This is a genomic window from Billgrantia aerodenitrificans (assembly GCF_021404405.1).
GTDB classification, from domain to species: Bacteria; Pseudomonadota; Gammaproteobacteria; order Pseudomonadales; family Halomonadaceae; genus Halomonas; species Halomonas aerodenitrificans.
This window is the reverse complement of the sequence record NZ_JABFTV010000006.1, coordinates 212,517-236,561: the sequence shown is the minus strand read 5'-3', so window position 1 is coordinate 236,561 and position 24,045 is coordinate 212,517. Positions and strand designations below refer to the sequence as shown.

Below are 24,045 nucleotides of genomic sequence, written 5' to 3'. Positions count from 1 at the left end.
ACGTGTAGGAAAAGGGGTCAGCTCAGCTGGTCCAGGGCGTTCTTGAGGGCGCCGCGCTGGAGTACGAGCCTCCAGCGGCGGCCGCCCTGCTGGTGCCAGAGCAGGGCGAAGCGGATGCCGGCGAGCAAAATGGCGCGTACCCGTTCGGGCATCATGCGGCTTTGCAGCATCGAGGGGTCGCCCTGTACCACGATGCGGGTCTTCAGGGTCGAGAGCGTCTCCTGATAGGCCTCACCGAGGCTGGCGACGACGTTCTCGTGGGTGGCGCCGAAGTGCTCGGCCTGGCCCTGGATACGGCTGAGGTGCTGGCCGAGGGTGCTCATCATGGCGTTGTCGCTGCGCAGCTTGCTCATCAGCAGCAGTAGCGAGAAGCCGTAGCGCAGCACCACCGGATTGGCCTGACGGCGCCCGACCACGGCTTCGAGCACCTCGAGCCCGCGGCGCAGGTTGTTGGGGTGACCGCCGTAGATCGCCTCGAAGCTTTCCGGGTCGGTGTCCAGCGTAGCGCGAATCAGGGTTTCCCAGGGGCGCGGCTCGACCTGTCCGGTGCGGGCCAGCTCGTCGACCAGACTGGCGGCCTGGAACACGCCGGCCAGTGCCAGCGCCTGGCGCGCGGCGGGGGTGTCGGGAGCGCGATGAATGGGAGTGGTGTTCATGCGCCGGTCTCCTCGGCATTCCAGATGTCGCGAATCACGCCGCCGCCCAGACAGATCTCGCCGTCGTAGAGCACCAGCGACTGACCGGGCGTGACGGCACGCTGGGGATCGATGAAGCGCACCTCGACGCCGCCATCCGGGAGCGTGCGCATGTGGCACGGCACGTCGCTCTGGCGGTAGCGGGTCTTGGCGGTAAGGCGGCCCTCGGCGGCGGGGGGCTCGCCGGCTACCCAGTCCATCGCCTCGGTGGCCAGCGAATCGGTATACAGCAGCGGATGGTGCTTGCCCTGCACCGCGACCAGCACGTTGCGTTCGAGATCCTTGCCTGCCACGTACCAGGGCGCCTCGGGGTGGTTGGCCAGCCCGCCGATGCCGAGCCCCTGGCGCTGGCCCAGGGTGTAGTACATCAGCCCCATGTGCTCGCCGATGACTTCGCCCTCGGGCGTCTCGATCACGCCCGGCTGGGCCGGCAGGTACTGCTGCAGGAAGTCGCGGAAACGCCGCTCGCCGATGAAGCAGATACCGGTGGAATCCTTCTTGCGTGCGGTGGCCAGGCCGTGGCGCTCGGCAATGGCGCGTACCTCGGGCTTCTCCAGTTCGCCCACCGGGAACAGCGTGCGGGCGATGGCGGCCTCCGGCACGGCGTGCAGGAAGTAGCTTTGGTCCTTGTTGGGGTCGATGCCCTTGAGCAGCCGCGGCCGACCGCGGCGCACACCGCCACGAACATAGTGGCCGGTGGCGATCTTCTCGGCGCCGAGCATCTCGGCGTACTCGAGGAACACCTTGAACTTGATCTCGCGGTTGCACAGGATGTCCGGGTTCGGCGTGCGTCCGGCCTTGTATTCGGCCAGGAAGTGCTCGAAGACGTTGTCCCAGTACTCGGCGGCAAAGTTGGCCGTATGCAGCTTGATGCCGAGCTTTTCGCACACGGCCTGGGCGTCCGCCAGGTCGGCCTTGGCGGTACAGTACTCGGTGCCGTCGTCCTCGTCCCAGTTCTTCATAAACAGGCCTTCGACCTGATAACCCTGCTCCAGCAGCAGCAGGGCGGAAACGGAGGAGTCGACGCCGCCGGACATGCCGACGATCACCTTGCCTGAGGTGGCGGTCATGGGCGCTCTCGGGTTGAGTGGGTCGCAAATGGGCGGGGATTATACCCTACATATTGTAGTGTCTTCATCCTGGCGCACGGATGACGCTTTTACGTGTCGGTGCATTTCCAGCTAATTGACCGGCCGGCCAGTTAGCGCTATCTTCGGCACATGAATCGAAAAACCCAGACCCGCGATCCCGAACTGACCCGCGCCCGCATCCTCGAGGCGGCGGAAGCGCTGTTCGTCGAGAAGGGCTTTTCCGCCGTCAAGCTCAGTGAGCTGGCACGTGCGGCCGAGGTGACCAAGAGCTTGATCCACCACCACTTCGGCAGCAAGGAGCAGCTGTGGGAGGCGGTCAAGAACCGCGCCTTCGAGCGCTACTTCACCGCCCAGATGGCCATGCTGGAGGAAGCCGGCGAGCCGGATGCCGCGCTGCTGCGCCGCTCGGTGGAAGCCTATTTCCATTTTCTGCGCGACAACCCCGGCGTGGTGAGGCTATTCGCCTGGACCCACCTGGAGGGGGATAGCCATTGCGGTGAGCTGGACAACCAACTCGTCGGGGCAGGGGCCGAGTGGGTGCGGCAGACCCAACTGCGCGGCCTGCTGCGGGCCGACATCAACCCCACGCATGTCATCGCCGTCTTCGTGATGACCTGTACCCAGTGGTTCGAGGCCAAGTGCCATCATCAGCACTGGCCGGGCATGGGCTCCGACGAGGCGTTCCTGGAAGATTTCCTGAAGATATTCATGGAAGGCGTAACGCCGCGAGAGTGAGTGTTTTTTTACGCAAATAACTGACCGGTCGGCCAGTTCATGGGTGGGCCAATCAACACGGTTCGATGGCAACCCGGTTTGAAGGCAATACCGTTCGATGGAGGGAAGAGCGATGGGGAGGGTGATGCGTGCAAGCCTTGCGGCTTCGCTGATGCTAACGGCAGCTCTGCTGGCGGGCTGCGACGCGGCACCGGCGCAGGTCGAGCGTGTCGAGGCGCCGCTGCCCAGCGTGCGCAGTGAAGCGGTGCAGTTGGTGCCGGACGAGGTGAGGTATCGCTTTCCCGGCGTGGTGCGAGCCAGCGAACGTGCGGCCCCGGCCTTTCTGCATGGCGGTGTGCTGCGCGAGCGCCACGTGGTACGGGGGCAGCGGGTCGAGCAGGGGGAGCCGCTGGCCACGCTGCACAACCCGGCCATGGCACCGGCGTTCGCCGCGGCCGAGGCGCGGGTGCGTGAGCTGGACGCCAGCCTGAACCGGCTGGGGCGTGACGTGGAGCGTGCCCGCACCCTGCGTGAGCGCAACCTCAGCGCCGAGGAGGAGCTGGACCGGCTGCGCTCGGAGCACGAGGCCCTGGCCCAGGCCCGCGAGCAGGCGCTGGCACAGCGCGACGAGGCCCAGGCGCAGCTCGAGGAGCTGACGCTGCGCGCACCTTTCGCCGCCGAGGTGACCGACCTTGACGCCGAGCCCGGTGACTTCGTTACGGCTGGCCAGCCGATCATGCGTCTGGCCGGGATAGCCGAGCGTGAGGTTGAGATCCGCGTGCCGGCGAACCTTGCCACTCGTCTCGAACCCGGACAGATGGCAAGCGTCGTACCGACGTTCGGCGCCCAGCGTATCGCCGGGGAGGTCGTCCATGTCGGGAGGGCGGGAGAGAGCATGGCGCCGGTCATCGTTGCGATTCCCGTCCAGAATGCCCCGGCGCTGGGCGAGCCGGTGCGGGTCCAGCTCGAGATCGCCGCCCGTGCGGCTACGCGGGTGCCGCTGGCGGCGGTGGTCGATCCCGCCGGCAGCGCGCCTTACGTGCTGGCGTTGAACGACGACGACACGATTCGACGCGCTTCCGTAACGCCGGGGCGTCTGGCCGGCGGTTGGGTGTCGGTAAACGGCGAGGGGTTGGCGCCGGGAGACCGGGTGGTGACGGCGGGGCAAGGGCGCCTGGAAGAGGGCATGCGGGTGAGGGTGTTGCCATGAGCTGGATGCTCGCCTCGCTGCGCTACAAACGCTTGATCCTGACCGTCACGCTGCTGTTAGCGCTACTGGGCCTGGCAGCCTGGGTGGCGATGGACCGTCAGGAGGACCCCTTCTTTCCCTATCGCTTCGGCCAGGTGCTGGTGCCCTATCCCGGCGCGGAGCCGGAACAGGTGGAGCGGCTGGTGCTCAACCCTCTCGAAGAGGAGCTGGCCCAGGTCGAGGAGGTCAACGACATCATCGGTACCGCGCGTCTCGGCGTGGCCCACGTCACCATCGAGATGCACGAGCACGTTTACGACACCGATGCCGCCTGGGAGCAGGTGCGTATCGCCGTGAACCGGGCCATGCGGCAGTTCCCCGACGGCGTGGGCGAGGCGGAGATCAGCGACCGCGATTCCGATACTCACGGCATCGTGCTGGCGGTGACCGGCTCGAACGATCTACTAGAGCTGCGCGAGGCGGCCAAGCGCCTGCGCCGCGACCTGTTCCGGCTCAAAGAGGTTTCTCGCATCGACCTGCTCGCCGACCCGGGCCAGCAGGTGGTGGTGGGCTGGGACGATACGCTGGCCGAGATGACCGGGCTCGACGCCCGGGCGCTCGGCGATCAGCTCGCCCTACGCAACCTGACCTCTCCCGGTGGCACGCTGGAGATGGCGGGGCGCTCCCTGGTGCTCGACCCGCTCACCGAGTTCGGTTCGTTGGAGGAACTTGCCGCCACTCCGATTCGTACCCGACAGGGCGACCTGATACCGCTCGGCGAACTCACCGACGTCAGCCTGGCACCCCAGGAGCCCGCCACCGCTCGCATGTGGCACGACGGACGCCCGGCGGTGGCGCTGGGGGTGGTGCTCGCCAACGACCGGGGCAACGCCGTTCGCTTCGGCAAACAGCTGCGTGCGCTGGTGGATGAGCTGCGTCCCGCCTACGCCCCGCTCGCCATCGAGGAGACCTTCTACCAGCCGCACTGGGTCGAGCGACGCCTGGCGGAGCTGGGCTTCTCGCTGCTGCTGGGGGTCGCCATTCTCGGCGTGCTGCTGTTCCTGGTCATGGGGCTGCGGCTGGGGCTCGCGGTGATGGTGATTGTGCCGCTGGTGACCTTCTCCGCCCTGGCCCTGTACGCCATGGGCGGCGGTGTGCTGCACCAGATCGCCGTGGCCGGCATGGTGATCGCGCTGGGCATGCTGGTGGACAACGCCATCGTGATGGTCGAGAACATCCAGTACCACCGCGATCAGGGGCGTTCGGCCATGCAGGCCGTGACCCGCTCGGTGCGGGAGCTGGCCACGCCCTTGCTGGCGGCGACCGGCACCACCCTGGCCGCTTTCGTGCCTCTGCTGCTTTCCGGCGGCAACACCGCCGACTTCACCCGTGCCATACCCATCATGGTGATGCTGACCCTGGCGGTGAGCTACGTCTATGCCGTGTTCGTCACCCCGGTGTTCGCCGCCGGTATCCTCAAGCCCCAGCTGGAGGCACGCCGTGAGCGGCTGCAGGCCATCGGCCAGCGTGTCGGTCGGGTCGCCGTGCGCTGGCCGCTGGCGGTGCTGGCAGGGGCGGGCGTTCTGCTGGTGGCTGCCATCGCCATGCTGCCGCTGCTCGACCACGACTTCTTCCCAGACACCGACCGCAACCAGCTCATCGTCGACCTCAATTTCCCCGAGGGCACCCACCTCGACTACACCGCCTATCAGGCCGAGGTGCTGGCCGCCGAGCTGGCCGCGCGTCCGGCGGTGCAGGCAGTGCACCGTTTCGCCGGCTTCAGCGGTCCGCGCTTCTACTACAACCTGGTCGAGCAGCCGCGCCAGTCGCACCTGGCGCGGCTGGTGGTGGAGGCCGACAGTGCCGACGACCTGCCCGCGTTGATGACCTGGGTGCGAGCCGTGGCGCCGGAGTGGCTGCCCGAGGCCGAGGTGGTGGCACGCCGGCTGGGGCAGGGACCGCCGCTGGAAGCGCCGGTGGAGATTCGTGTATTCGCTGAGGACCGCGCCGCCCTGGCCGACGCCGCCGGTGCGATTCTCAGTGTGGTGCGGGCGGCAGAGGGCGCCCGGGATGCGCGGCATCGCCTGGGTGAGGGGCTGGCCACTCTGCGGGTCGAGACCGACGATGCCCGCGCCGCCGAGTACGGCCTCTCGCGACACGACGTGGCCATGGCCCTGGCCGGTGCCAGTCGCGGCATCGAGGTCAGCGCCTGGCGTGCCGGACGCGACCCGGCCCCGCTGCTGGTGCGTGCGCCGGAGGGTGAGCGTTTCTCCCTCGAGGGGCTCGAGGGGCTGCGTCTGACCGCGGCCGACGGGCGTTCGCTGCCGCTGGGGGAGATCGCCAACCTGACGCCCGCCTGGCGCCCGGCGGTGATCCAGCATCGCGGCCTGCAGCGCATGACGTCGGTACTGGCGGAGGTGGCGGATGGCTGGACCTACGATGGCATATTGGGCGACATCCTGCCGCGCCTGGAGGCGCTCGAGCTACCGCCCGGAGTCAGCTACAGCGTCGGCGGTGCAGCGGAGTCCGCCGGCGATGCCAATACCGCGCTGTTCCAGACGCTGCCGTTCGGCGGCCTGTTGCTGGTGGTCTTCCTGCTCGCCCAGTTCAACTCCTTCCGCCAGCTGTTCATCGTGCTGACCACGCTGCCGCTGGCGATCATCGGCGTGGTGCCGGGGCTGTGGCTGACCGGCCAGCCGTTCGGCTTCACCGCCATTCTCGGCGTGGTGGCGCTGGTCGGCATCGTGGTCAACAACGCCATCGTGCTGATCGACCTGATGAACGCCAACCGGCGCCAGGGCGAGTCGGTGAGCGAGGCCGTGATCGCGGCCGTCGCCCGGCGTACGCGACCGGTGCTGCTCACCACCGCCACCACCGTGGCCGGCCTGGTGCCGCTGACCCTGACGCAATCGACGCTGTGGCCGCCGATGGCCTGGGCGATCATCTCAGGGCTGGTGGCCTCGACGCTGCTGACGCTGCTGGTGATCCCGGCGCTGTATCGTTTGCTGATCAGAGAATAAGGAACCGTGGCACGGACCGGTGAGCGACTCGCTCGTGCAGACGTTTGTGCCAGGTTTCCTCAGCGTTCGTGGACGACATCCATGGGGTAGAACTGCCCCGCCAGGGCATCGCGAATGCGGCGCAGTACCAGGGGGCTGCGCATGCGCCCCAGGCGTTCGAGCTCCTCGACCTCGTCGAGGGTCAGCCAGTGCACGGCGACGATGGCGGGGTCGAGCGGGTTACCCAGGTGGGCCAGGGCCATGCCAAAAAAGCCGTGACTGTGGAAGGTTTCGCCGTTCGGCGTCTGGTAGACGTAGAGACCGAGATAGTCGGTGATGCCCACCTGCCAGGCGGTCTCCTCGCGCAGTTCGCGCAGGGCGGCTTCTTTCAGTCTCTCTCCGGGCTCCAGATGGCCGGCGGGCTGATTGAACAGGGTGACCTTGCTGCCTCGGGGGGCCTCTTCCACCATCAGAAAACGACCGGCGCGCTCCACGACGGTAGCCACGGTGACGTTTGGTTGCCAGCGGCTCATCGTTGTTCTCCTCTGCCTTTGCGGTGCGGCGGTCTTCGGGTCGTGTTGCGCGGGGCGTGCAGGGTCTCGCGGCGCCACTCACCCGGTGCCAGTCCGTCCAGGCGCCAGGGGCCGATGGCCACGCGCACCAGGCGCAGGGTGGGGTGGCCGACATGGGCGGTCATGCGCCTGACCTGGCGGTTGCGGCCTTCGCTGATGGTCAGCTCCAGCCAGGTCGTCAACGGATGCCGCTTCGGATCCAGCGGCGGTGTGCGCTCCGCCAGGCCGCTGTGGGCCAATCGTCGAACCTTGGCCGGACGGGTCATGCCGTCGCTGAGCGCGACACCTTGACGCAGCGAGTCCAGTGCCGACTCGTCGGGGCTGCCTTCCACCTGCACGCGATAGGTCTTGGGCTGCTTGTGGCTCGGGTCGCTGATGCGCTGGATCAGCGCACCATCGTCAGTCAGCAGCAGCAATCCTTCTGAATCATAGTCCAGCCGTCCTGCAGCGTAGACGCCCGGCACCTTGATGATGTCCGCCAGTGTCGCACGCGGTGCTTCCCCCTTACCGCGACGATCGGTGAACTGGGAGAGCATACGGTAGGGCTTGTGCAGGAGATAGATGGCGCTCATGGGGCAAAGCTTACCGGCAAGCGGGACGGGATGGGAGGGGGAAACGCGTCAGCCTTATTGACCATACGCCGAGGCGGACGGGCTGATATAATGCGCACGCTCGCCGGGAGCGCCCTCGTCGTTACGGGCCTGCCGTGACTCCGCCACCGGGTCGATGCCAAGCGCATCCCCCGCCCGATGAGAACCGTAGGTGGAGCACCCAGGGACCCCGTTTCAGGCATCGTGAGTGCGCGCAACCGTTCCAGTTATTTGCCACCGCAGCGACCAGAGAGATCAAAGCCACCATGTCAAAAACGCCGAAGATTATCTATACGTTCACCGACGAAGCGCCTGCGCTGGCGACCCATTCGCTGTTGCCGATCATCGACGCTTACACCGACGCCGCGGGTATCGAGGTGGAAACCCGGGACATCTCCCTGGCGGCTCGGATTCTCTCCCAGTTCCCCGATTACCTGACCGCCGAGCAGCGCGTCGAGGACCACCTCGCCGAACTGGGCGCTCTGGCCAAGACGCCGGAAGCCAACATCATCAAGCTGCCCAACATCAGTGCCTCCATGCCGCAGCTCAGGGCAGCGATCAAGGAGCTGCAGGGGCAGGGTTACAAGCTGCCGGAATATCCGGACGAGCCGAAGAACGACGAAGAGAAAGAGATCAAGGCGCGTTACGACAAGGTCAAGGGCAGTGCCGTCAACCCGGTGCTGCGCGAGGGTAACTCCGACCGCCGCGCACCCAAGGCGGTGAAGGAGTATGCCCGCAAGTATCCGCACTCCATGGGTGAGTGGAGCCAGGCTTCGCGCACTCACGTATCGCACATGCACGGCGGCGACTTCTACCACGGCGAGAAGTCGATGACGTTGGATCGCGCCCGCAACGTAAAGATGGAGCTGATCACCAAGAGCGGCGAGTCGCTGGTGCTCAAGCCCAAGGTCGCGCTGCTCGAAGGCGAGATCATCGACAGCATGTTCATGAGCAAGAAGGCGCTGTGCGAATTCTACGAGCGTGAGATCGAGGACGCGCGCAAGACCGGTGTGATGTTCTCCCTGCACGTCAAGGCCACGATGATGAAGGTCTCGCACCCGATCGTCTTCGGCCACTGCGTCAAGATCTTCTACAAGGATGCCTTCGAGAAGCACGGCGCGCTGTTCGATGAGCTGGGTGTCGACGTCAACAACGGCATGGTGAACCTCTACGACAAGCTCGACACCCTGCCCGAATCCCAGCGTGAGGAGGTCATCCGCGACCTGCACGCCTGCCACGACCAGCGTCCGGAGCTGGCCATGGTGGATTCGGCCCGTGGCATCACCAACTTCCACTCGCCCAGCGACGTGATCGTCGACGCTTCGATGCCGGCCATGATCCGCGCCGGCGGCCAGATGTACGGCGCCGATGGCCGCATGAAGGACGTCAAGGCGGTGATCCCGGAGTCCACCTTCGCCCGCATCTATCAGGAGATGATCAACTTCTGCAAATGGCATGGCGCCTTCGACCCGGCCACCATGGGCACCGTGCCCAACGTCGGCCTGATGGCGCAGAAAGCGGAGGAGTACGGCTCCCACGACAAGACCTTCGAGGTGCCGGCGGACGGCGTCGCCAACATCACCGACCTGGAGACCGGCGAGGTGCTGCTGTCCCAGCACGTTGAAAAGGGTGATATCTGGCGGATGTGTCAGGTCAAGGACGAGCCGATCCGCGACTGGGTCAAGCTGGCCGTGGAGCGCTGCCGCGATTCCGGCATGCCGGCGGTGTTCTGGCTCGACCCCTACCGCCCGCACGAGAACGAGCTGATCAAGAAGGTTAAGACCTACCTCCAGGATCACGACACCAGCGGTCTCGACATCCAGATCATGTCCCAGGTCCGCGCCATGCGTTATACCCTGGAGCGCGTGATCCGTGGCCTCGACACCATCTCGGTGACCGGCAACATCCTGCGTGACTACCTCACCGATCTGTTCCCGATCATGGAACTCGGCACCAGCGCCAAGATGCTCTCCATCGTGCCGCTGATGGCCGGTGGCGGTATGTTCGAGACCGGCGCCGGCGGCTCGGCGCCCAAGCACGTACAGCAGCTGCTGGAAGAGAACCATCTGCGCTGGGACAGCCTCGGCGAGTTCCTGGCGCTGACCGCCTCCCTGGAGCATCTCGCCAAGCGCTTCGGCAACGATCGCGCCGCGCTGCTGGCGGATGCGCTGGACAAGGCCACCGGTCAGTTCCTCGAGAACGACAAGTCGCCCTCGCGCAAGGTTGGTGAGCTGGACAACCGGGGTAGCCATTTCTACCTGGCCCTGTACTGGGCCCAGGCCCTGGCCGCCCAGGACCAGGACGCCAACCTCAAGGCGCTGTTCGGCCGCCTGGCCGAGACCCTGCAAGCCAACGAAGCGACCATTCTCGAGGAGCTCAATGGCGTGCAGGGCCAGCCGGTCGATATCGGCGGCTACTACCATGCCGACGCTGAGCTGGCTCGCGCGGCCATGCGTCCGAGCAAGACCTTGAACGAGGCTCTGGCGCTGGTGGCCAAGGGCTGATGTCGCGCTAGCACCTTCAGGCGCTGACCATCGACCCCCATCCGCCCACCGGCGGGTGGGGGTCCTTAGGTCATATGGGCCGGTCAGGGTGGACGATGCTATACTCCGCGCTCCACTGAACATACCAGACAGGGGAGTTCTCATGGGGTATCAGAAAATTGTCGTCCCTGAAGGCGGCGAGAAGATTACCGTCAACGCCGACAACACCCTGAACGTACCGAACAATCCGATCATCCCGTTCATCGAGGGTGATGGCATTGGCGTCGACGTCACACCGGCGATGAAGATTGCCATCGACGCTGCCGTGCAGAAGGCCTACAACGGCGAGCGTAAGATCCACTGGATGGAAGTCTACGCCGGCGAGAAGGCCACCCAGGTCTACGACGCCGATACCTGGCTGCCGGAAGAGACCCTGGAGGCCGTCCAGGAGTACGTCGTCTCCATCAAGGGTCCGCTGACCACGCCCGTGGGCGGTGGCATCCGCTCGCTGAACGTGGCCCTGCGTCAGAAGCTCGATCTCTACGTCTGTCTGCGTCCGGTGCGCTGGTTCGAAGGCGTGCCGAGCCCGGTGAAGAAGCCTGCCGACGTCGACATGGTGATCTTCCGCGAGAACTCCGAGGACATCTACGCCGGTATCGAGTGGAAGGCCGGCACCCCGGAAGCCGACAAGGTGATCAAGTTCCTGCGCGAGGAGATGGGTGTCACCAACATTCGTTTCCCCGAGAACTGCGGCATCGGCGTCAAGCCGGTCTCCGAGGAAGGTACCAAGCGTCTGGTGCGTCAGGCTCTGCAGTACACCGTGGACAATGACCGTGAGTCGCTGACCCTGGTGCACAAGGGCAACATCATGAAGTTCACCGAGGGCTCCTTCAAGGACTGGGGCTACGAGGTCGCCAAGCAGGAGTTCGGTGCCGAGCTGCTCGACGGCGGTCCGTGGATGCAGTTCAAGAATCCCAAGACCGGCAAGAACATCGTGGTCAAGGACGTCATCGCCGACGCCATGCTGCAGCAGATCCTGCTGCGTCCGGCCGAGTACGACGTCATCGCCACCCTGAACCTCAATGGCGACTACCTCTCCGACGCCCTGGCGGCGGAAGTGGGCGGTATCGGCATTGCGCCGGGTGCCAATCTGGCCGACGCCGTGGCCATGTTCGAGGCCACGCACGGCACCGCGCCGAAGTACGCCGGCCAGGACAAGGTCAACCCCGGCTCGGTGATTCTCTCCGCCGAGATGATGCTGCGTCACATGGGCTGGGTGGAGGCTGCCGACCTGGTGCTCAAGGGCATGGAGAAGGCCATTGCCAAGGGCGAGGTCACTTATGACTTCCATCGCCTGATGGACAATGCCAAGCTGCTCAAGTGCTCCGAGTTCGGTCAGGCGGTCGCGGACAACATGTAAGCGGCTCGTCGACCCACCGGGCCCCCGTCCGCCTGGCGGACGGGGGCCTTTTACGTATCAACCTGAACCCTGCCGGTCTGTTCTCGTCTAACCTGAGATGCCAGATGACCGGCTTGTCGAGATGGTGTGTGGCTTTTATGTTCGAGATTGAAGACCCGAGCGCATGGGAGTCGGTCGGTGTCGTGGCAGGCATGACGCGACCGCCGCGTCCCGAAGAACAGGATGACGGCGATCTCGCCGTGCAGCCTGCCGACCCCGAGGTGGCGCGCCCGCCGATGTACAAGGTGGTGCTGCACAACGACGACTACACCCCCATGGAGTTCGTGGTGGAGGTGCTGCAGAGCTTCTTCCACATGGACAGCGAGACCGCCGTGCAGGTGATGCTCACGGTGCATACCCAAGGCAAGGCGACCTGCGGCATATTTACCCGCGACATCGCGGAAACCAAAAGTCATCAGGTCAATCAATATGCAAGAGAGTGTCAGCATCCGTTGCTCAGCGACATCGAGGCGACGGACTGACGACTCCCGGCCTGCTCGAGACGGGACAGGAATGGCAGTCGTTGAGTGAAGAGACTTGCAACGGCAGCGTTTGTGCCCGATGTTGAAGGTGCCGGACCACGAAAGATCCGATGCAAGCCCTAAGCGGCGAGAAGGGGACTGCCATGCTGAGCAAAGAACTTGAACTGACCCTGAACACGGCATTTACCGTGGCCCGCTCCAAGCGGCACGAGTTCATGACCGTGGAGCACCTGCTGCTGGCGCTGCTCGACAATGCCTCAGCGGCAGACGTGCTGCGAGCCTGTGGGGCCAACCTCGACAAGTTGCGGTCCGACCTGCAGGATTTCATCAATTCCACCACTCCGCTGATTCCCGAGGATCAGAGCGACCGCGAGACCCAGCCGACCCTGGGTTTTCAACGCGTGCTGCAGCGTGCCGTGTTCCACGTGCAGTCCTCCGGCAAGAGCGAAGTGACCGGGGCCAACGTACTGGTGGCCATCTTCTCCGAGCAGGAGAGCCAGGCGGTCTACTTCCTCAAGCAGCAAAACGTGGCCCGGGTCGATGCGGTGAATTACATCGCCCACGGAATTTCCAAGGTGGCGGGACACGGCCAGAATCCTTCGTCGTCGCCCAGCGATAGCGAAGAGGCCGAAGAGGGCGGCGGCGAGACCAGCGCCAACCCGCTGACCGGCTATGCCACCAACCTCAACGAGCAGGCGCGGATGGGCAAGATCGATCCGCTCATCGGGCGTGAGCACGAGCTCGAGCGGGTGATCCAGATCCTCGCCCGCCGGCGCAAGAACAACCCGCTGCTGGTGGGCGAGGCCGGCGTGGGCAAGACCGCCATCGCCGAGGGTCTGGCCAAGCGCATCGTCGAAGAGGACGTGCCCGAGGTCATCGGCGATGCCGTGGTCTACGCCCTCGACATGGGTGCCTTGCTGGCCGGCACCAAGTACCGTGGCGATTTCGAGAAGCGTCTGAAGAGCCTGTTGGCGGAGCTCAAGAAGCAGCCCAACTCGATCCTCTTCATCGACGAGATCCACACGGTGATCGGTGCCGGAGCGGCTTCCGGCGGGGTGATGGATGCCTCGAACCTGCTCAAGCCTCTGCTCTCCTCGGGTGAGCTGCGCTGTATCGGCTCCACCACCTTCCAGGAGTTCCGCGGCATCTTCGAGAAGGATCGGGCGCTGGCACGTCGTTTCCAGAAGGTCGACGTCATGGCCCCCTCGGTGGACGACACCATCCGCATCCTCAAGGGGCTGCGCTCGCGCTTCGAGGAGCACCATCGCCTCAAGTACACCGACGCGGCACTGGAGAGCGCGGCGCGCTTGGCGGATCGCTACATCAACGATCGCCATCTGCCCGACAAGGCCATCGATGTGATCGACGAGGCCGGTGCGCATCAGCGCCTGCTGCCGCCGGAGGTGCGGGTCGATACCATCGACGTGGACCAGGTCGAGGCCGTAGTGGCGTCGATCGCGCGGATTCCGCCCAAGAGTGTGTCCAGCTCCGACCGCAAGCTGCTCGAGAACCTGGACCGCGACCTGAAGATGCTGGTGTTCGGTCAGGACGAGGCCATCGACAGCCTCTCTGCCGCCATCAAACTGTCGCGGGCCGGTCTCAAGTCCCCCGACAAGCCGGTGGGCAGCTTCCTCTTCGCTGGCCCCACCGGGGTGGGCAAGACCGAAGTGGCGCGTCAATTGTCACGCATCATGGGCATCGAGCTGGTGCGTTTCGACATGTCGGAGTACATGGAGCGCCACACCGTGTCGCGGCTGATCGGTGCCCCCCCGGGCTACGTCGGCTACGACCAGGGCGGGTTGCTTACCGAGGCGATCACCAAGCAGCCGCACTGCGTGCTGTTGCTCGACGAGATCGAGAAGGCGCACCCGGAGGTCTTCAACCTGCTGCTGCAGGTAATGGACCACGGCCGGCTCACCGACAACAACGGGCGCGAGGCGGACTTCCGCCATGTGATCGTGATCATGACCTCGAATGCCGGTGCCGAGCAGCAGGCTCGCCGCTCCATCGGCTTCCAGAGCCAGGATCACTCCACCGATGCCATGGAGGTGATTCGCAAGACCTTCTCGCCGGAGTTCCGTAACCGCCTGGACGGCATCATCCAGTTCCACTCTCTGCCCACCTCGGTGGTGCGCAGCGTGGTGGACAAGTTCCTGGTGGAGCTGCAGGCGCAGCTCGACGAGAAGCGGGTACAGCTGGATGTGGACATCGCCGCCCGAGACTGGCTGGCCGAGAAGGGCTACGACCCCAGCATGGGCGCAAGGCCCATGGCGAGGCTGATCCAGGAGAAACTCAAGAAGCCGTTGGCGGAGCTGATCCTGTTCGGGGAGCTATCCGAGCACGGGGGAGTGGTTCACGTCACGGTGGAGGATGGTGAGTTGCATCTCTCCACGGAGTCGGAAATGGCCGACGCGCCCTGAGCCCAGGGTGGTTTCGACCTCGCACAGCGCCCTGTCTCCGGACGGGGCGTTGTCGTGTCGAGGGCGGCGTCGCTGCCAGGCGCCCGCGTTCGCTCAGCGTGAGCGATAGACGATGCGGCCCTTGGTCAGGTCGTAGGGGGTCAGTTCGACCTTGACCTTGTCGCCGGTGAGAATGCGGATGTAGTTCTTGCGCATCTTGCCCGAGATGTGGGCGGTCACGACGTGGCCGTTTTCCAGCTCGACGCGAAAGGTGGTGTTGGGAAGGGTATCGACGACGACGCCTTCCATTTCGATATGGTCTTCACGTGCCATATAGGCGGTTCCTCGCTGATGACGATGTATGCATGACTTCGTATGCCATGAGCCCCAGGCGCCATGGCTACCGTACGACAGGGCGCCGAGCGCACCGATGAACGGCGCGCCCGTCCCTAGGATAGCGCGATATTGTGCCGCAAGCCGGGCGTCAAGGCAAAGCGGGCCGTGTCAGGGTGAGGACGAAGTGGGTAACAGGCGCCGCCAGTGCCGCCCTTCCAGTGCTTCCAGCGGGCGGTAGGCCTCTTTGTAGGCCATCTTGCGGCATTGGCGAATCCAGTAGCCCAGATAGACGTGGGGCAGCCCCTCGCGGTAGGCCAGATTCAACAGGCTCAGTACGGCGAAGGTCCCGAGCGAACGCCGGTCGTAGTCCGGGTCCGGGTCGAAGAAGGTGTAGATGGCGGAGAGGCCGTGCTCCAAGCGGTCGAAGGCCGACACGGCGATCAAGCGTCCATCCTGGCGGAACTCGAGCAGCCGCGAGTAGGGTTCGTCGAGGGTCAGGAAGGTGCGGTACTGCTCGCGACTGGGGGGGAACATGTCGCCATCCCAGTGGCGTACCTGGATGTAGCGCTCGTAGAGCGCGTAGTGCTCTACGTCGAACAGCGCCGGTCGCTCGACCAGCGACAAGTCCCCGTTGCGCCTGGCGACCCGCCGCTGGCTGCGGCTGGGCTGGAAGTCGTCGACCGGTATGCGCACCGAGACGCAGGCGCTGCAGCCCTCGCAGTGAGGGCGGTAGAGGTGCCGTCCGCTGCGACGAAAGCCGAGCAGGGCCAGCGAGTCGTAGATGCCCTGCCCATGCGACTCCTGGGGATCGAGAAACAGGGTCGTGGCTTCGTGCCCTTCCAGATAGCTGCAGGCGTGCGGTACGGTCAGGAAGAAGCGCAGATCCCTTATCGGATGACGAGGCGCATTGCTGCTCACGGGGGTCGCCTCCTTAAGTGAGTGCCGTCAGGGGTTCGACGCGGGATGAGTCATCGGGTAGCCCCCAGCAGGGCAGGGGATATTGGCTATCCTTATGTTCCGACGTCGCCAGACATGATTCAAGATAGTTGATGAACTCGGTGCGAGCGATGTCGCGTGCGCCCAGGCTGGCGAGGTGGCGGGTATGCATCTGGCAGTCGATCAGGCGCCCGCCGCCCGCGCGCATGGCGCGTACCAGATGCACGAGGGCGATCTTGGAGGCATCGTTGGCCCGCGAGAACATCGACTCGCCGAAGAATACCGGTCCCATGGCCACGCCGTAGAGACCGCCGACCAGCTCGGCTCCGCGCCACACCTCTACCGAGCGGGCATAGCCGAGGCGATGCAGCGTCACGTAGGCGGCATGCATCTCCTCGGTGATCCAGGTGCCCGGCTGACCTTGGCGGGGCTCGGCGCAGGCTCTGACGACGGCCGCGAAGGCGCGATCGAAGGTGACCCGAAGGCCGCCGTTGCGTAGCCGCTTGTCCAGGCTGCGAGCGATGCGCAGTTCGTCGAGGAACAGCACCATGCGCGGGTTCGGGCACCACCACAGGATGGGTTGGTCATCGCTGTACCAGGGAAAGATGCCGTGCCGGTAGGCCGCCAACAGCCACTCGGGCGTGAGTTCGCCGCCCGCTGCCAGCAAGCCTTCCGGGTCACGCAACGCGTGCGAAACGGGAGGAAAACGCACGGGACGCGCGGGAAGCCAGGACAGCATCGAATGGCGCTCCTCGTCAGCAGGAATACCTCTAGTCTGACGCCGCAGCCGATTTGGCTCAAGCGACCTGCGTGACCACTGTGCCGAGGCCTGTACTCCCGGTATGATGGCGGCTGAATTCAATCTGCTTCGTGCAAGTCGAGAAAGGCACCGTTGCCGTAACGGTGCGAGGGGGTTGGCGAGTTGAGTGCAAAGGAAAGAGGCGTGCCGCGGCGCGCAACGGAGGAGAGCCCCCAGCAGCCGACCACACGCCTGGCAATTCACCTGCAGGGCGTGGCCCGGGAAGGGGCAATCATTCTTCTGCTGGCTGCCTGCGTGTTTCTGCTGCTGGCGCTGTTCAGCTATCAGGGCACCGACCCCGGCTGGTCGCGTCGCGGCCCGGAAACCGAGGTTGGTAACTGGATGGGGCCTTTCGGTGCCTGGCTGGCCGACGTGCTGTATTCCTTGTTCGGCGCCAGTGCGCTGTGGTGGCCCGGCATGCTGGGCTTTGCCGGCTGGTGGCTGATTCGCCATCGCCGCGTGCAGATCGAATGGGACGCCACGGCCGTTGCCGTTCGCCTGGGCGGCCTGGTGCTGCTGCTGCTGGGCACCACCACGCTGGGGGCGCTGCATTTCTACAGCCCGAACAGCGTGCTGCCCTATGCCTCGGGCGGCATCCTGGGCGAGGGGCTGGTAGGCGCTCTGGTGCCGTTGGTCGACTCGGGTGGCACCGGCCTGCTGGCGGTGGCGGCCATGCTGTGTGGCTTCCCGCTCTTCACCGGGCTCTCCTGGCTGGCCGTCATGGATGAGCTCGGCTATCGCTTCCTGCGCCTGTGGCGCTGGGCGGCTTCTCCGTTCGGTTTGGTGCGCGAGCGGCATGAACCGCACTGGCGCGAGGGCGATGACCAGGAGCAGAACGAGACGGAACACGACGCTGAGGCAGCAGCCGAGCCGGCGCCGCGGCGTTGGCGGTTTTGGCAGCGGCGTCGCGGCGGAGCCGATGCCGAGGTGCCTTCGCTGCGTGAACCGGGGCTCGAGCCCACCTTCGGTGACGACGGCGATACCGATATTCCCTGGGAAGTGCCCGAGCGTACGCCTTCGGCGAAGCGGCCGGATGCCGCCTATACGGCCCGTCGTGACGACGTGGCCGCCGGGGCGCGGCCTGCTGCTGCCTCTGTGGCTGCCGCCGGCGCTACGATGGCGGCGGCACCGGGTGCGGCTGTCGCCGGGCCGCTTGCCGCCGCTGCGCTCAAGGCCAGCCGCGACGACGAACCGCTGCCTACCGCCGCCATGCCGCTACGCGCCACCGATGACGTTCAGACGCCGGCAGCCAAGGCTACCTCTCCCGGCTTCCAGCCACCCGATCCCGAGACGGTGTCGTCCACGGCGGAGCCCGCAGCCCCCGAGCCTGCTGCACCGCGTGGGGAAGTGCGGCGTGAGGAAGCACGGCGCGAGCCAGGGCTCGGCGATCTGCAGCCCGAAGAGTCGACCGATGCTTACGAGCCGCGGCTGAACTGGAACGACGTCGGTGGCGACGACTTCGAAGACGATGGCGATCTCGACGAGGCGAATGCGGACGAGGCCATGCCGCCTCAGACGGCCAGCGCTGCGCAACGCCCCACTGCCTATACCGATCAGGCCGAGGGTCTGCGGGCCTGGCGTGAGTCGGCCGGCCGGTCGGCTGCCACCGATGAGCCCTCATTGACGTTCATCGATGACGAGGAAGAAAACGAGAGCGAAGACGAGAGCGAAAGTGGCGGCAGAGTCGCCACCGCCGAACAGGCACGTGCCGCGGCAGCGGAGCCCGATGGCCCCACGCTCTGGACGGTGGAGCATCTGCAGAGCCAGCGGCCCACCCTCGACGACATGCCGGAGCCGGACGGCGAGCTGCCCAGCCTGCGCCTGCTCACGCCGCCGGAGCCGCATCAGCAGAACTACACCGAGCAGCAACTGGCCGACATGGCCGAACTGCTCGAGACCCGCCTGCGCGAATACGGCGTCAAGGCCGAGGTGGTGCACACCTGGCCGGGGCCGGTGATCACCCGCTTCGAGATCAAGCCCGCCGCCGGGGTGAAGGTGTCGAAGATCAGCAACCTGGCCAAGGATCTGGCGCGCTCGCTGATGGTCAAGAGCGTGCGCGTGGTGGAGGTCATCCCCGGGCGACCCACGGTGGGCATCGAGATTCCCAATCCGCACCGGGCGATGATCCGTCTGCGCGAAGTGATCGACTCCGACCGCTACCAGCAGGAGGCTTCGGCACTGACCCTGGCGCTGGGCCAGGACATCGGTGGTGGCCCGGTGGTGGCCAACCTGGGCAAGATGCCTCACCTGCTGGTGGCCGGTACCACCGGCTCGGGCAAGTCGGTGGGCGTCAACGCCATGCTCATCTCGATGCTGCTCAAGGCCACACCGGACGAGCTGCGCCTGATCATGGTCGACCCCAAGATGCTGGAGCTTTCCGTCTACGACGGCATCCCGCATCTGCTGGCCCCAGTGGTCACCGACATGAAGGAGGCCGCCAACGCGCTGCGCTGGTGCGTGGCCGAGATGGAGCGGCGCTACAAGCTGATGGCGGCCATGGGCGTGCGCAACATCGCCGGCTTCAACGGCAAGCTCGACGAGGCCGGGCGTGCCGGCGCCCAGGTGGCCGACCCGCTGTGGGAGCCGCAGCCGTGGGAGATGCACGAAGCCCCACCGGTACTGGAGAAACTGCCCTACATCGTGGTGGTGATCGACGAATTCGCCGACATGTTCATGATCGTCGGCAAGAAGGTCGAAGAGCTGATCGCGCGTCTGGCGCAGAAGGCGCGGGCCGCCGGTATCCACCTGATACTGGCCACCCAGCGCCCCTCGGTTGACGTGGTGACCGGTCTGATCAAGGCCAACATCCCCACCCGCATGGCCTTCCAGGTGTCGTCCAAGGTCGATTCGCGCACCATTCTCGATCAGGGGGGCGCCGAGAATCTGCTGGGCCATGGCGACATGCTCTACCTGCCGGCGGGTTCGGGGCTGCCGACCCGGGTGCACGGGGCCTTCGTCGATGACGACGAGGTGCATCGGGTGGTGGAGGACTGGAAACGTCGCGGCGAGCCGGAATACGTCGACGAGATCCTCTCCGGCGGCGTCTCGGCCGACGCCCTGACCGGGCTCGAGGCCGATATGGGCGAGGGTGGCGGCGATGCCGAGCAGGATGCCCTCTACGACGAAGCGGTACAGTTCGTCACCGAGAGTCGCCGCGCCTCCATCTCGGCGGTGCAGCGGCGCTTCAAGATCGGCTACAACCGCGCGGCGCGCCTGGTGGAAGCCATGGAGGCGGCCGGCGTGGTCTCCTCGATGGGCACCAACGGCGGTCGTGAAGTGCTGGCGCCGCCGCCAGTGGGCAATTGATCGCCGTCGGCGACAGGCGACAACCATGCATCAATCATGAAAGTGCCGGCGGGCAATGCAACCCGCCGGCACGTAGCGGGTCCGAGTGACAGGATCCATTCAGGACCCGCCCAGGGAGAGAGACGATGAGTGTGAAGAAGACCCTAACTGCACTGGCCCTTACCCTCGTCATGCCGGCAGCCGCCTTGGCCAGCGAAGGTGCCGACCGGCTGACCAGTCTGTTGGAGCCACTGGAAACCCTCGAGGCGCGCTTCGAGCAGTTGATCCTCGACGGCAGTGGGGAGCGTCTGCAGCAGGCCAACGGCCAGATGTGGCTGTCGCGTCCCGGCAAGTTCCGCTGGGAGGTCGCGGCGCCCTATCAGCAGGAGGTGATCTCCGACGGCAGCGAGGTCTATCTCTACGATCCCGATCTGGAGCAGGTCACCGTACAGGCGCTCGACCAGCGGGTCACCCACACCCCGGCGCTGCTGCTGTCGGGTAGCGCCCGCGAGCTGACCGATAGCTACGAGGTCACACGCCATCAGGAGGGCGGTGGCGAGAGCTTCCGGCTGGTGCCGAGATCGCCGGACACCCTGTTCGAAGAGCTGCAGATGACCTTCCGCGGCGAGCAGCTGGCGGCCCTGCAGATGATCGACAGCACCGGCCAGGAGACCGTCATTGAGTTCAGCGACGTGCGCACCAACCACGCCATCGACGAGCGTCGCTTCGCGTTCCAGATCCCCGAAGGGGCCGACGTGATCCGCGACACTCACTGATCCTCGTTATCCACGGATAGTTCAAGCAGAACGCAAAGCGCCGCCCTTGAGGCGGCGCTTTCGTTAGGGAAACACTGCACAAATGGCTGCGCGAGCGAATCGCTGCGTTGCGCGGTGCGCGGAATCCTCACATATACCCCATATGCTCCGGTTCCTGTGCTCCGTGCGCCTAGCGCTTCATCTCGCTCGCCGATTTATTCAGCGTTTCCTTAGCTGGCGTCTTTCCGGCTCGCCTTGCTACTCGCCTGCGTTTCCGTCGGCCCGGGCATCCAGCTCGGCGCGCCAGGCCATCAGCTGGGCGTAGCGCTTCTCCTGGCCGTGTTCGCTGGGCTGATAGAAGGCCTCTCGCGGCACTTCCTCGGGCCAACAGTCATGCTGGCTGCCCGCCGGGTAGCCTTCCGGCTCGTTGTGGGCGTAGCGGTAGCCGTGGCCATGGCCCAGCGACTCCATCAGCTTGGTCGGGGCGTTGCGCAGGTAGGTGGGCACCTCCAGCCGCGGCTGAGCCGCCGTGAAGGCCTTGGCACGCTTCCAGGCCTGGTCGATGGCGTTGCTCTTGGGCGCGATGGAGAGGTGAATGGCGGCATGGGCGATGGCGCGCTGGCCCTCGTAGTCGCCCAGGCGCAGGTAGGCGTCCCAGGCTGCCATGACCAGCGGCAGCGCGCGAGGGTCGGCATTGCCAACGTCCTCCGAGGCAATCGCCGCCAGGCGGCGAACCACGTCGAGCGGGTCGCCGCCGCCCTGGATGAAGCGGGCGATGTAAAGCAGGGCGGCGTCCTGGCGCGATGAGCGCACTGACTTGTGGATCGCCGAGAGCAGGTCGTAGTAGTGGTCGCCCTGCTTGTCGAAGGCGCTGGCCTGGTGACCGAGCGCGGCATTCAGGGCCTCGCGGGGCAGGCGCTCGCCATCGCCCTCGACGACAGTGAAGTCGCAGGCGGTCTCCAGCATGCCCAGGGCGCGACGGGCGTCGCCGGCCGCGGCGCGGGCCAGCATGCCGAGCACTTCGTCATCCACGGCGATGCGGCGCTGGCCCAGGCCGCGCTCGTCGTCGTTCAGGGCGCGTCGCATCACTTCCATGAGCTCTTCTTCGTCGAGTGCAGTGAGCACATGCACGCGGGCCCGGGAGAGCAGGGCAGAGTTGACCTCGAACGAGGGGTTCTCGGTGGTGGCGCCGATCAACGTGAGCAGACCCGCCTCCACATGGGGCAGCAGGGCGTCCTGCTGGCTCTTGTTGAGCCGATGGATCTCGTCGAGGAAGAGCAGCGTGGGGCGGCCCTGGCCTTGCATGGCGCGCGCGCGATCAACGGCGGCGCGAATCTCCTTCACGCCCGCCATCACCGCGGAGAGTCGCTCCAGGTGGGCGCCGGAGTGTTCGGCAAGGATCTCGGCCAGGGTGGTCTTGCCGGTGCCGGGCGGCCCCCACAAGATCATCGAGCGCACGATGCCCGCCTCGGCCATGCGTCGCAGCGGCTTGCCTGGACCCACCAAGGCCTGCTGGCCCACGTAATCGTCGAGGCGGCGCGGGCGCATGCGATAGGCCAGGGGGGCGGAATCGTCAGACGCCTTACCGAAAAGGTCCATGGCATACTCCTTGGTGCTTGCAAATTCGACCTTGGGCGATGTGCGGGATCGGCATAAAGGGTCTAGGGTGATACAGCATCCCGCTTTTGCCCCGTGTCTCGTTGGCGACAAGACCGTATCTCGACGGCGACGAGACTGAACCTGCTCCTGTCCCGCGACTCCAACACTATACGCTCATCGTTAGAGGAGGCCTCGACATGCCCATGCTGACCCAACTGCGTCAGGATCATGCCAATATGGCGCGCATGTTGCACGTCCTTCAGCTCAAACAGAAGTCCCTCGCTGACGGAGAACGGCCCAACTTCAAGCTGGTCCGCGAAGTCGTCGATTACATTCTCGACTACATGGAAGAGTTCACCGTTCCCCTCGAACGCGTCTGCTCGGAGAGGCTTCAGGCCCTGGCGCCCGAAACCCAGGAATTGACCGAGCGGTTGTCCAGCGACTATCAGGCCTTGCGCAAGCGCCTGAATCAGCTATCCGGCGACATCGACATGATCCTGATGGATGCGGTCATCCCCATGGACCGATTTGCCGACGATCTCAAGGCCTACCTCGACGCGCACCGTGCCTATCTGCGCGATGAGCGCGAACTGCTGTTCCCGCTGATTCGCGAATACTTCAACGATCGCGACCTGGAGCTACTGGCCCAGGCGCTGCCGGAAGGCGCGGCGGCCAAGTTGGGGCGGCTGCAGGAAGCCTATCCGGAGCTATACGCCGAGCTGCGCGAGACCGCGGAACCGGCAGCCTGACGTCAGGCGGCGAAACGGGGGCTTCAGCTCGTTCGGCATGCTGCTAGAATAGAGCCCTTTGCAGCAGCCGAGCGATTTCAATGCGCCTCGTTTCGCCATGTCTGGCCCGATACTGATCTTCGATTCCGGCGTCGGCGGCCTGTCGGTCGTACCGTCATTGCGGCACCACCTGCCTGGTGCCGCCTTGGTCTATGCCTGCGACAACGCCATGTTGCCCTACGGCATCCGCCCCGATGCGTGGCTGGTGGAGCGCATCCTGGCCGTGTGCAAGGCCGCCGTGGCTGCGAGCGAATGCTCCGTCCTGGTCGTTGCCTGCAACACGGCCAGCACCCTGGCGCTGGATGCGCTGCGCGAACATCTGTCGGTTCCGGTGGTGGGGACCGTGCCGGCGATCAAACCCGCCGCTGCCCAGAGTCGCAGCCGGCACATCGGCTTGCTGGCCACCAGCGCTACCGTGGCGCGTCCCTATACCGACCGGTTGATCGAGACCTTTGCCGCCGACTGTCGTGTCACTCGGGTCGCCGCCGACCCGATGGTACGTGAGGTGGAGCGATTCCTGGCCGGCGATGAGCCGGACCAGGCGGTCATCGATGCCGTGACCGCCCCCCTGTGGGAAGCGCCCGATCTCGATACCGTCGTGCTCGGCTGCACTCACTTTCCGCTGCTCGCCGAGCGCATCGTGGCCGCCGCCCCCAGGCCGGTCCAACTGGTCGACTCCGGTGAGGCCATCGCCCGGCGTACCGCCCAGGTGGTGCAGGAGCTCGAGATCGCGAGCGGACGCGACGAGAGCCTGGCGACGGCGCCGGATGCCCGTCTGGCCCGTGCCGTGGCCACTTTCGGTTTCGACGAGCCGCGCCTGCTCATCGTCGGCTGACCCAATATTTTCTTTCCACCCTGCACACGTCAGGAGATG

19 protein-coding genes are annotated in these 24,045 nt (G+C 65.8%); 11 read left to right on the top strand and 8 right to left on the bottom strand.

Going from position 1 to position 24,045, the window contains the following annotated elements; all coding sequences use genetic code 11:
- Window positions 1–17: 17 nt before the first annotated feature.
- Both hflD and mnmA read right to left on the bottom strand, forming a co-directional pair.
- A complete protein-coding gene (gene hflD / locus HOP59_RS13150) occupies window positions 18–656 on the bottom strand; it encodes a high frequency lysogenization protein HflD (RefSeq protein ID WP_010627805.1) in 639 nt (212 codons plus the stop codon).
- Entirely contained in the window at window positions 653–1,765 is a 1,113-nt protein-coding gene (mnmA, locus tag HOP59_RS13145; protein ID WP_234254227.1) for a tRNA 2-thiouridine(34) synthase MnmA, read from the bottom strand. Before mnmA ends, hflD begins: the two co-directional genes overlap by 4 nt.
- A gap of 150 nt (window positions 1,766–1,915) precedes the next feature.
- On the opposite strand from mnmA, the gene HOP59_RS13140 reads away from it, so the two are divergent.
- From HOP59_RS13140 to HOP59_RS13130, 3 genes are all read left to right on the top strand, one after another.
- Window positions 1,916–2,521 (top strand): TetR/AcrR family transcriptional regulator, encoded by a 606-nt coding sequence (locus tag HOP59_RS13140; RefSeq protein ID WP_234254226.1) that lies wholly within the window; start codon window positions 1,916–1,918, stop codon window positions 2,519–2,521.
- A gap of 124 nt (window positions 2,522–2,645) precedes the next feature.
- Entirely contained in the window at window positions 2,646–3,710 is a 1,065-nt protein-coding gene (locus tag HOP59_RS13135; RefSeq protein WP_234254225.1) for an efflux RND transporter periplasmic adaptor subunit, read from the top strand.
- On the top strand, window positions 3,707–6,709 hold the full coding sequence (locus tag HOP59_RS13130) for an efflux RND transporter permease subunit (protein ID WP_234254224.1): 3,003 nt from the start codon (window positions 3,707–3,709) through the stop codon (window positions 6,707–6,709). The genes HOP59_RS13135 and HOP59_RS13130 overlap by 4 nt, the downstream gene beginning before the upstream one ends.
- Before the next feature lie 59 nt (window positions 6,710–6,768).
- Here the strand turns inward: HOP59_RS13130 and HOP59_RS13125 are convergent, their stop codons facing one another.
- Both HOP59_RS13125 and HOP59_RS13120 read right to left on the bottom strand, forming a co-directional pair.
- On the bottom strand, window positions 6,769–7,221 hold the full coding sequence (locus HOP59_RS13125) for an NUDIX domain-containing protein (RefSeq protein ID WP_234254223.1): 453 nt from the start codon (window positions 7,219–7,221) through the stop codon (window positions 6,769–6,771).
- Window positions 7,218–7,832 carry a pseudouridine synthase gene (locus HOP59_RS13120; RefSeq protein WP_234254222.1) on the bottom strand — a complete coding sequence of 205 codons (615 nt, stop codon included), beginning with the start codon at window positions 7,830–7,832 and terminating at the stop codon, window positions 7,218–7,220. The genes HOP59_RS13125 and HOP59_RS13120 overlap by 4 nt, the downstream gene beginning before the upstream one ends.
- Window positions 7,833–8,116: 284 nt before the next feature.
- Here HOP59_RS13120 and HOP59_RS13115 point away from each other — a divergent pair, with 284 nt between their 5' ends.
- The 4 genes from HOP59_RS13115 to clpA all read left to right on the top strand — a co-directional run bounded on the left by HOP59_RS13115 (window position 8,117) and on the right by clpA (window position 14,694).
- Window positions 8,117–10,354 (top strand): NADP-dependent isocitrate dehydrogenase, encoded by a 2,238-nt coding sequence (locus HOP59_RS13115; RefSeq protein ID WP_234254221.1) that lies wholly within the window; start codon window positions 8,117–8,119, stop codon window positions 10,352–10,354.
- Between the two features lie 142 nt (window positions 10,355–10,496).
- Entirely contained in the window at window positions 10,497–11,753 is a 1,257-nt protein-coding gene (gene icd / locus HOP59_RS13110) for an NADP-dependent isocitrate dehydrogenase (RefSeq protein ID WP_010627814.1), read from the top strand.
- Between the two features lie 137 nt (window positions 11,754–11,890).
- On the top strand, window positions 11,891–12,274 hold the full coding sequence (gene clpS, locus HOP59_RS13105) for an ATP-dependent Clp protease adapter ClpS (protein WP_422676467.1): 384 nt from the start codon (window positions 11,891–11,893) through the stop codon (window positions 12,272–12,274).
- A gap of 143 nt (window positions 12,275–12,417) precedes the next feature.
- Window positions 12,418–14,694 carry an ATP-dependent Clp protease ATP-binding subunit ClpA gene (gene clpA / locus HOP59_RS13100; protein ID WP_010627816.1) on the top strand — a complete coding sequence of 759 codons (2,277 nt, stop codon included), beginning with the start codon at window positions 12,418–12,420 and terminating at the stop codon, window positions 14,692–14,694.
- Between the two features lie 93 nt (window positions 14,695–14,787).
- On the opposite strand, the gene infA is transcribed toward clpA, so the two are convergent.
- The 3 genes from infA to aat form a co-directional block, all read right to left on the bottom strand.
- Window positions 14,788–15,006 (bottom strand): translation initiation factor IF-1, encoded by a 219-nt coding sequence (gene infA / locus HOP59_RS13095; RefSeq protein ID WP_010627817.1) that lies wholly within the window; start codon window positions 15,004–15,006, stop codon window positions 14,788–14,790.
- 171 nt (window positions 15,007–15,177) lie between these two features.
- Complete coding sequence (locus HOP59_RS13090; RefSeq protein WP_010627818.1) at window positions 15,178–15,927, bottom strand: arginyltransferase; 750 nt, start codon at window positions 15,925–15,927, stop codon at window positions 15,178–15,180.
- Window positions 15,928–15,940: 13 nt separating this feature from the next.
- The gene (aat, locus tag HOP59_RS13085; RefSeq protein ID WP_234254220.1) at window positions 15,941–16,684 is read right to left on the bottom strand and encodes a leucyl/phenylalanyl-tRNA--protein transferase; all 744 of its coding nucleotides are present in this window, start codon (window positions 16,682–16,684) and stop codon (window positions 15,941–15,943) included.
- 204 nt (window positions 16,685–16,888) lie between these two features.
- On the opposite strand from aat, the gene HOP59_RS13080 reads away from it, so the two are divergent.
- Together HOP59_RS13080 and lolA are read left to right on the top strand one after the other, a co-directional pair.
- Complete coding sequence (locus HOP59_RS13080) at window positions 16,889–20,050, top strand: DNA translocase FtsK (protein WP_234254219.1); 3,162 nt, start codon at window positions 16,889–16,891, stop codon at window positions 20,048–20,050.
- Window positions 20,051–20,175: 125 nt separating this feature from the next.
- Window positions 20,176–20,805, top strand: coding sequence for an outer membrane lipoprotein periplasmic chaperone LolA (lolA, locus tag HOP59_RS13075; protein WP_234254218.1), 630 nt, complete (start codon window positions 20,176–20,178; stop codon window positions 20,803–20,805).
- 237 nt (window positions 20,806–21,042) lie between these two features.
- On the opposite strand, the gene HOP59_RS13070 is transcribed toward lolA, so the two are convergent.
- Window positions 21,043–22,383, bottom strand: coding sequence for a replication-associated recombination protein A (locus tag HOP59_RS13070; RefSeq protein WP_010627823.1), 1,341 nt, complete (start codon window positions 22,381–22,383; stop codon window positions 21,043–21,045).
- A gap of 203 nt (window positions 22,384–22,586) precedes the next feature.
- Here HOP59_RS13070 and HOP59_RS13065 point away from each other — a divergent pair, with 203 nt between their 5' ends.
- A complete protein-coding gene (locus tag HOP59_RS13065; protein ID WP_026038047.1) occupies window positions 22,587–23,132 on the top strand; it encodes a hemerythrin domain-containing protein in 546 nt (181 codons plus the stop codon).
- Between the two features lie 97 nt (window positions 23,133–23,229).
- On the top strand, window positions 23,230–24,006 hold the full coding sequence (murI, locus tag HOP59_RS13060) for a glutamate racemase (protein WP_026038048.1): 777 nt from the start codon (window positions 23,230–23,232) through the stop codon (window positions 24,004–24,006).
- The last annotated feature ends 39 nt before the right edge of the window (window positions 24,007–24,045 follow it).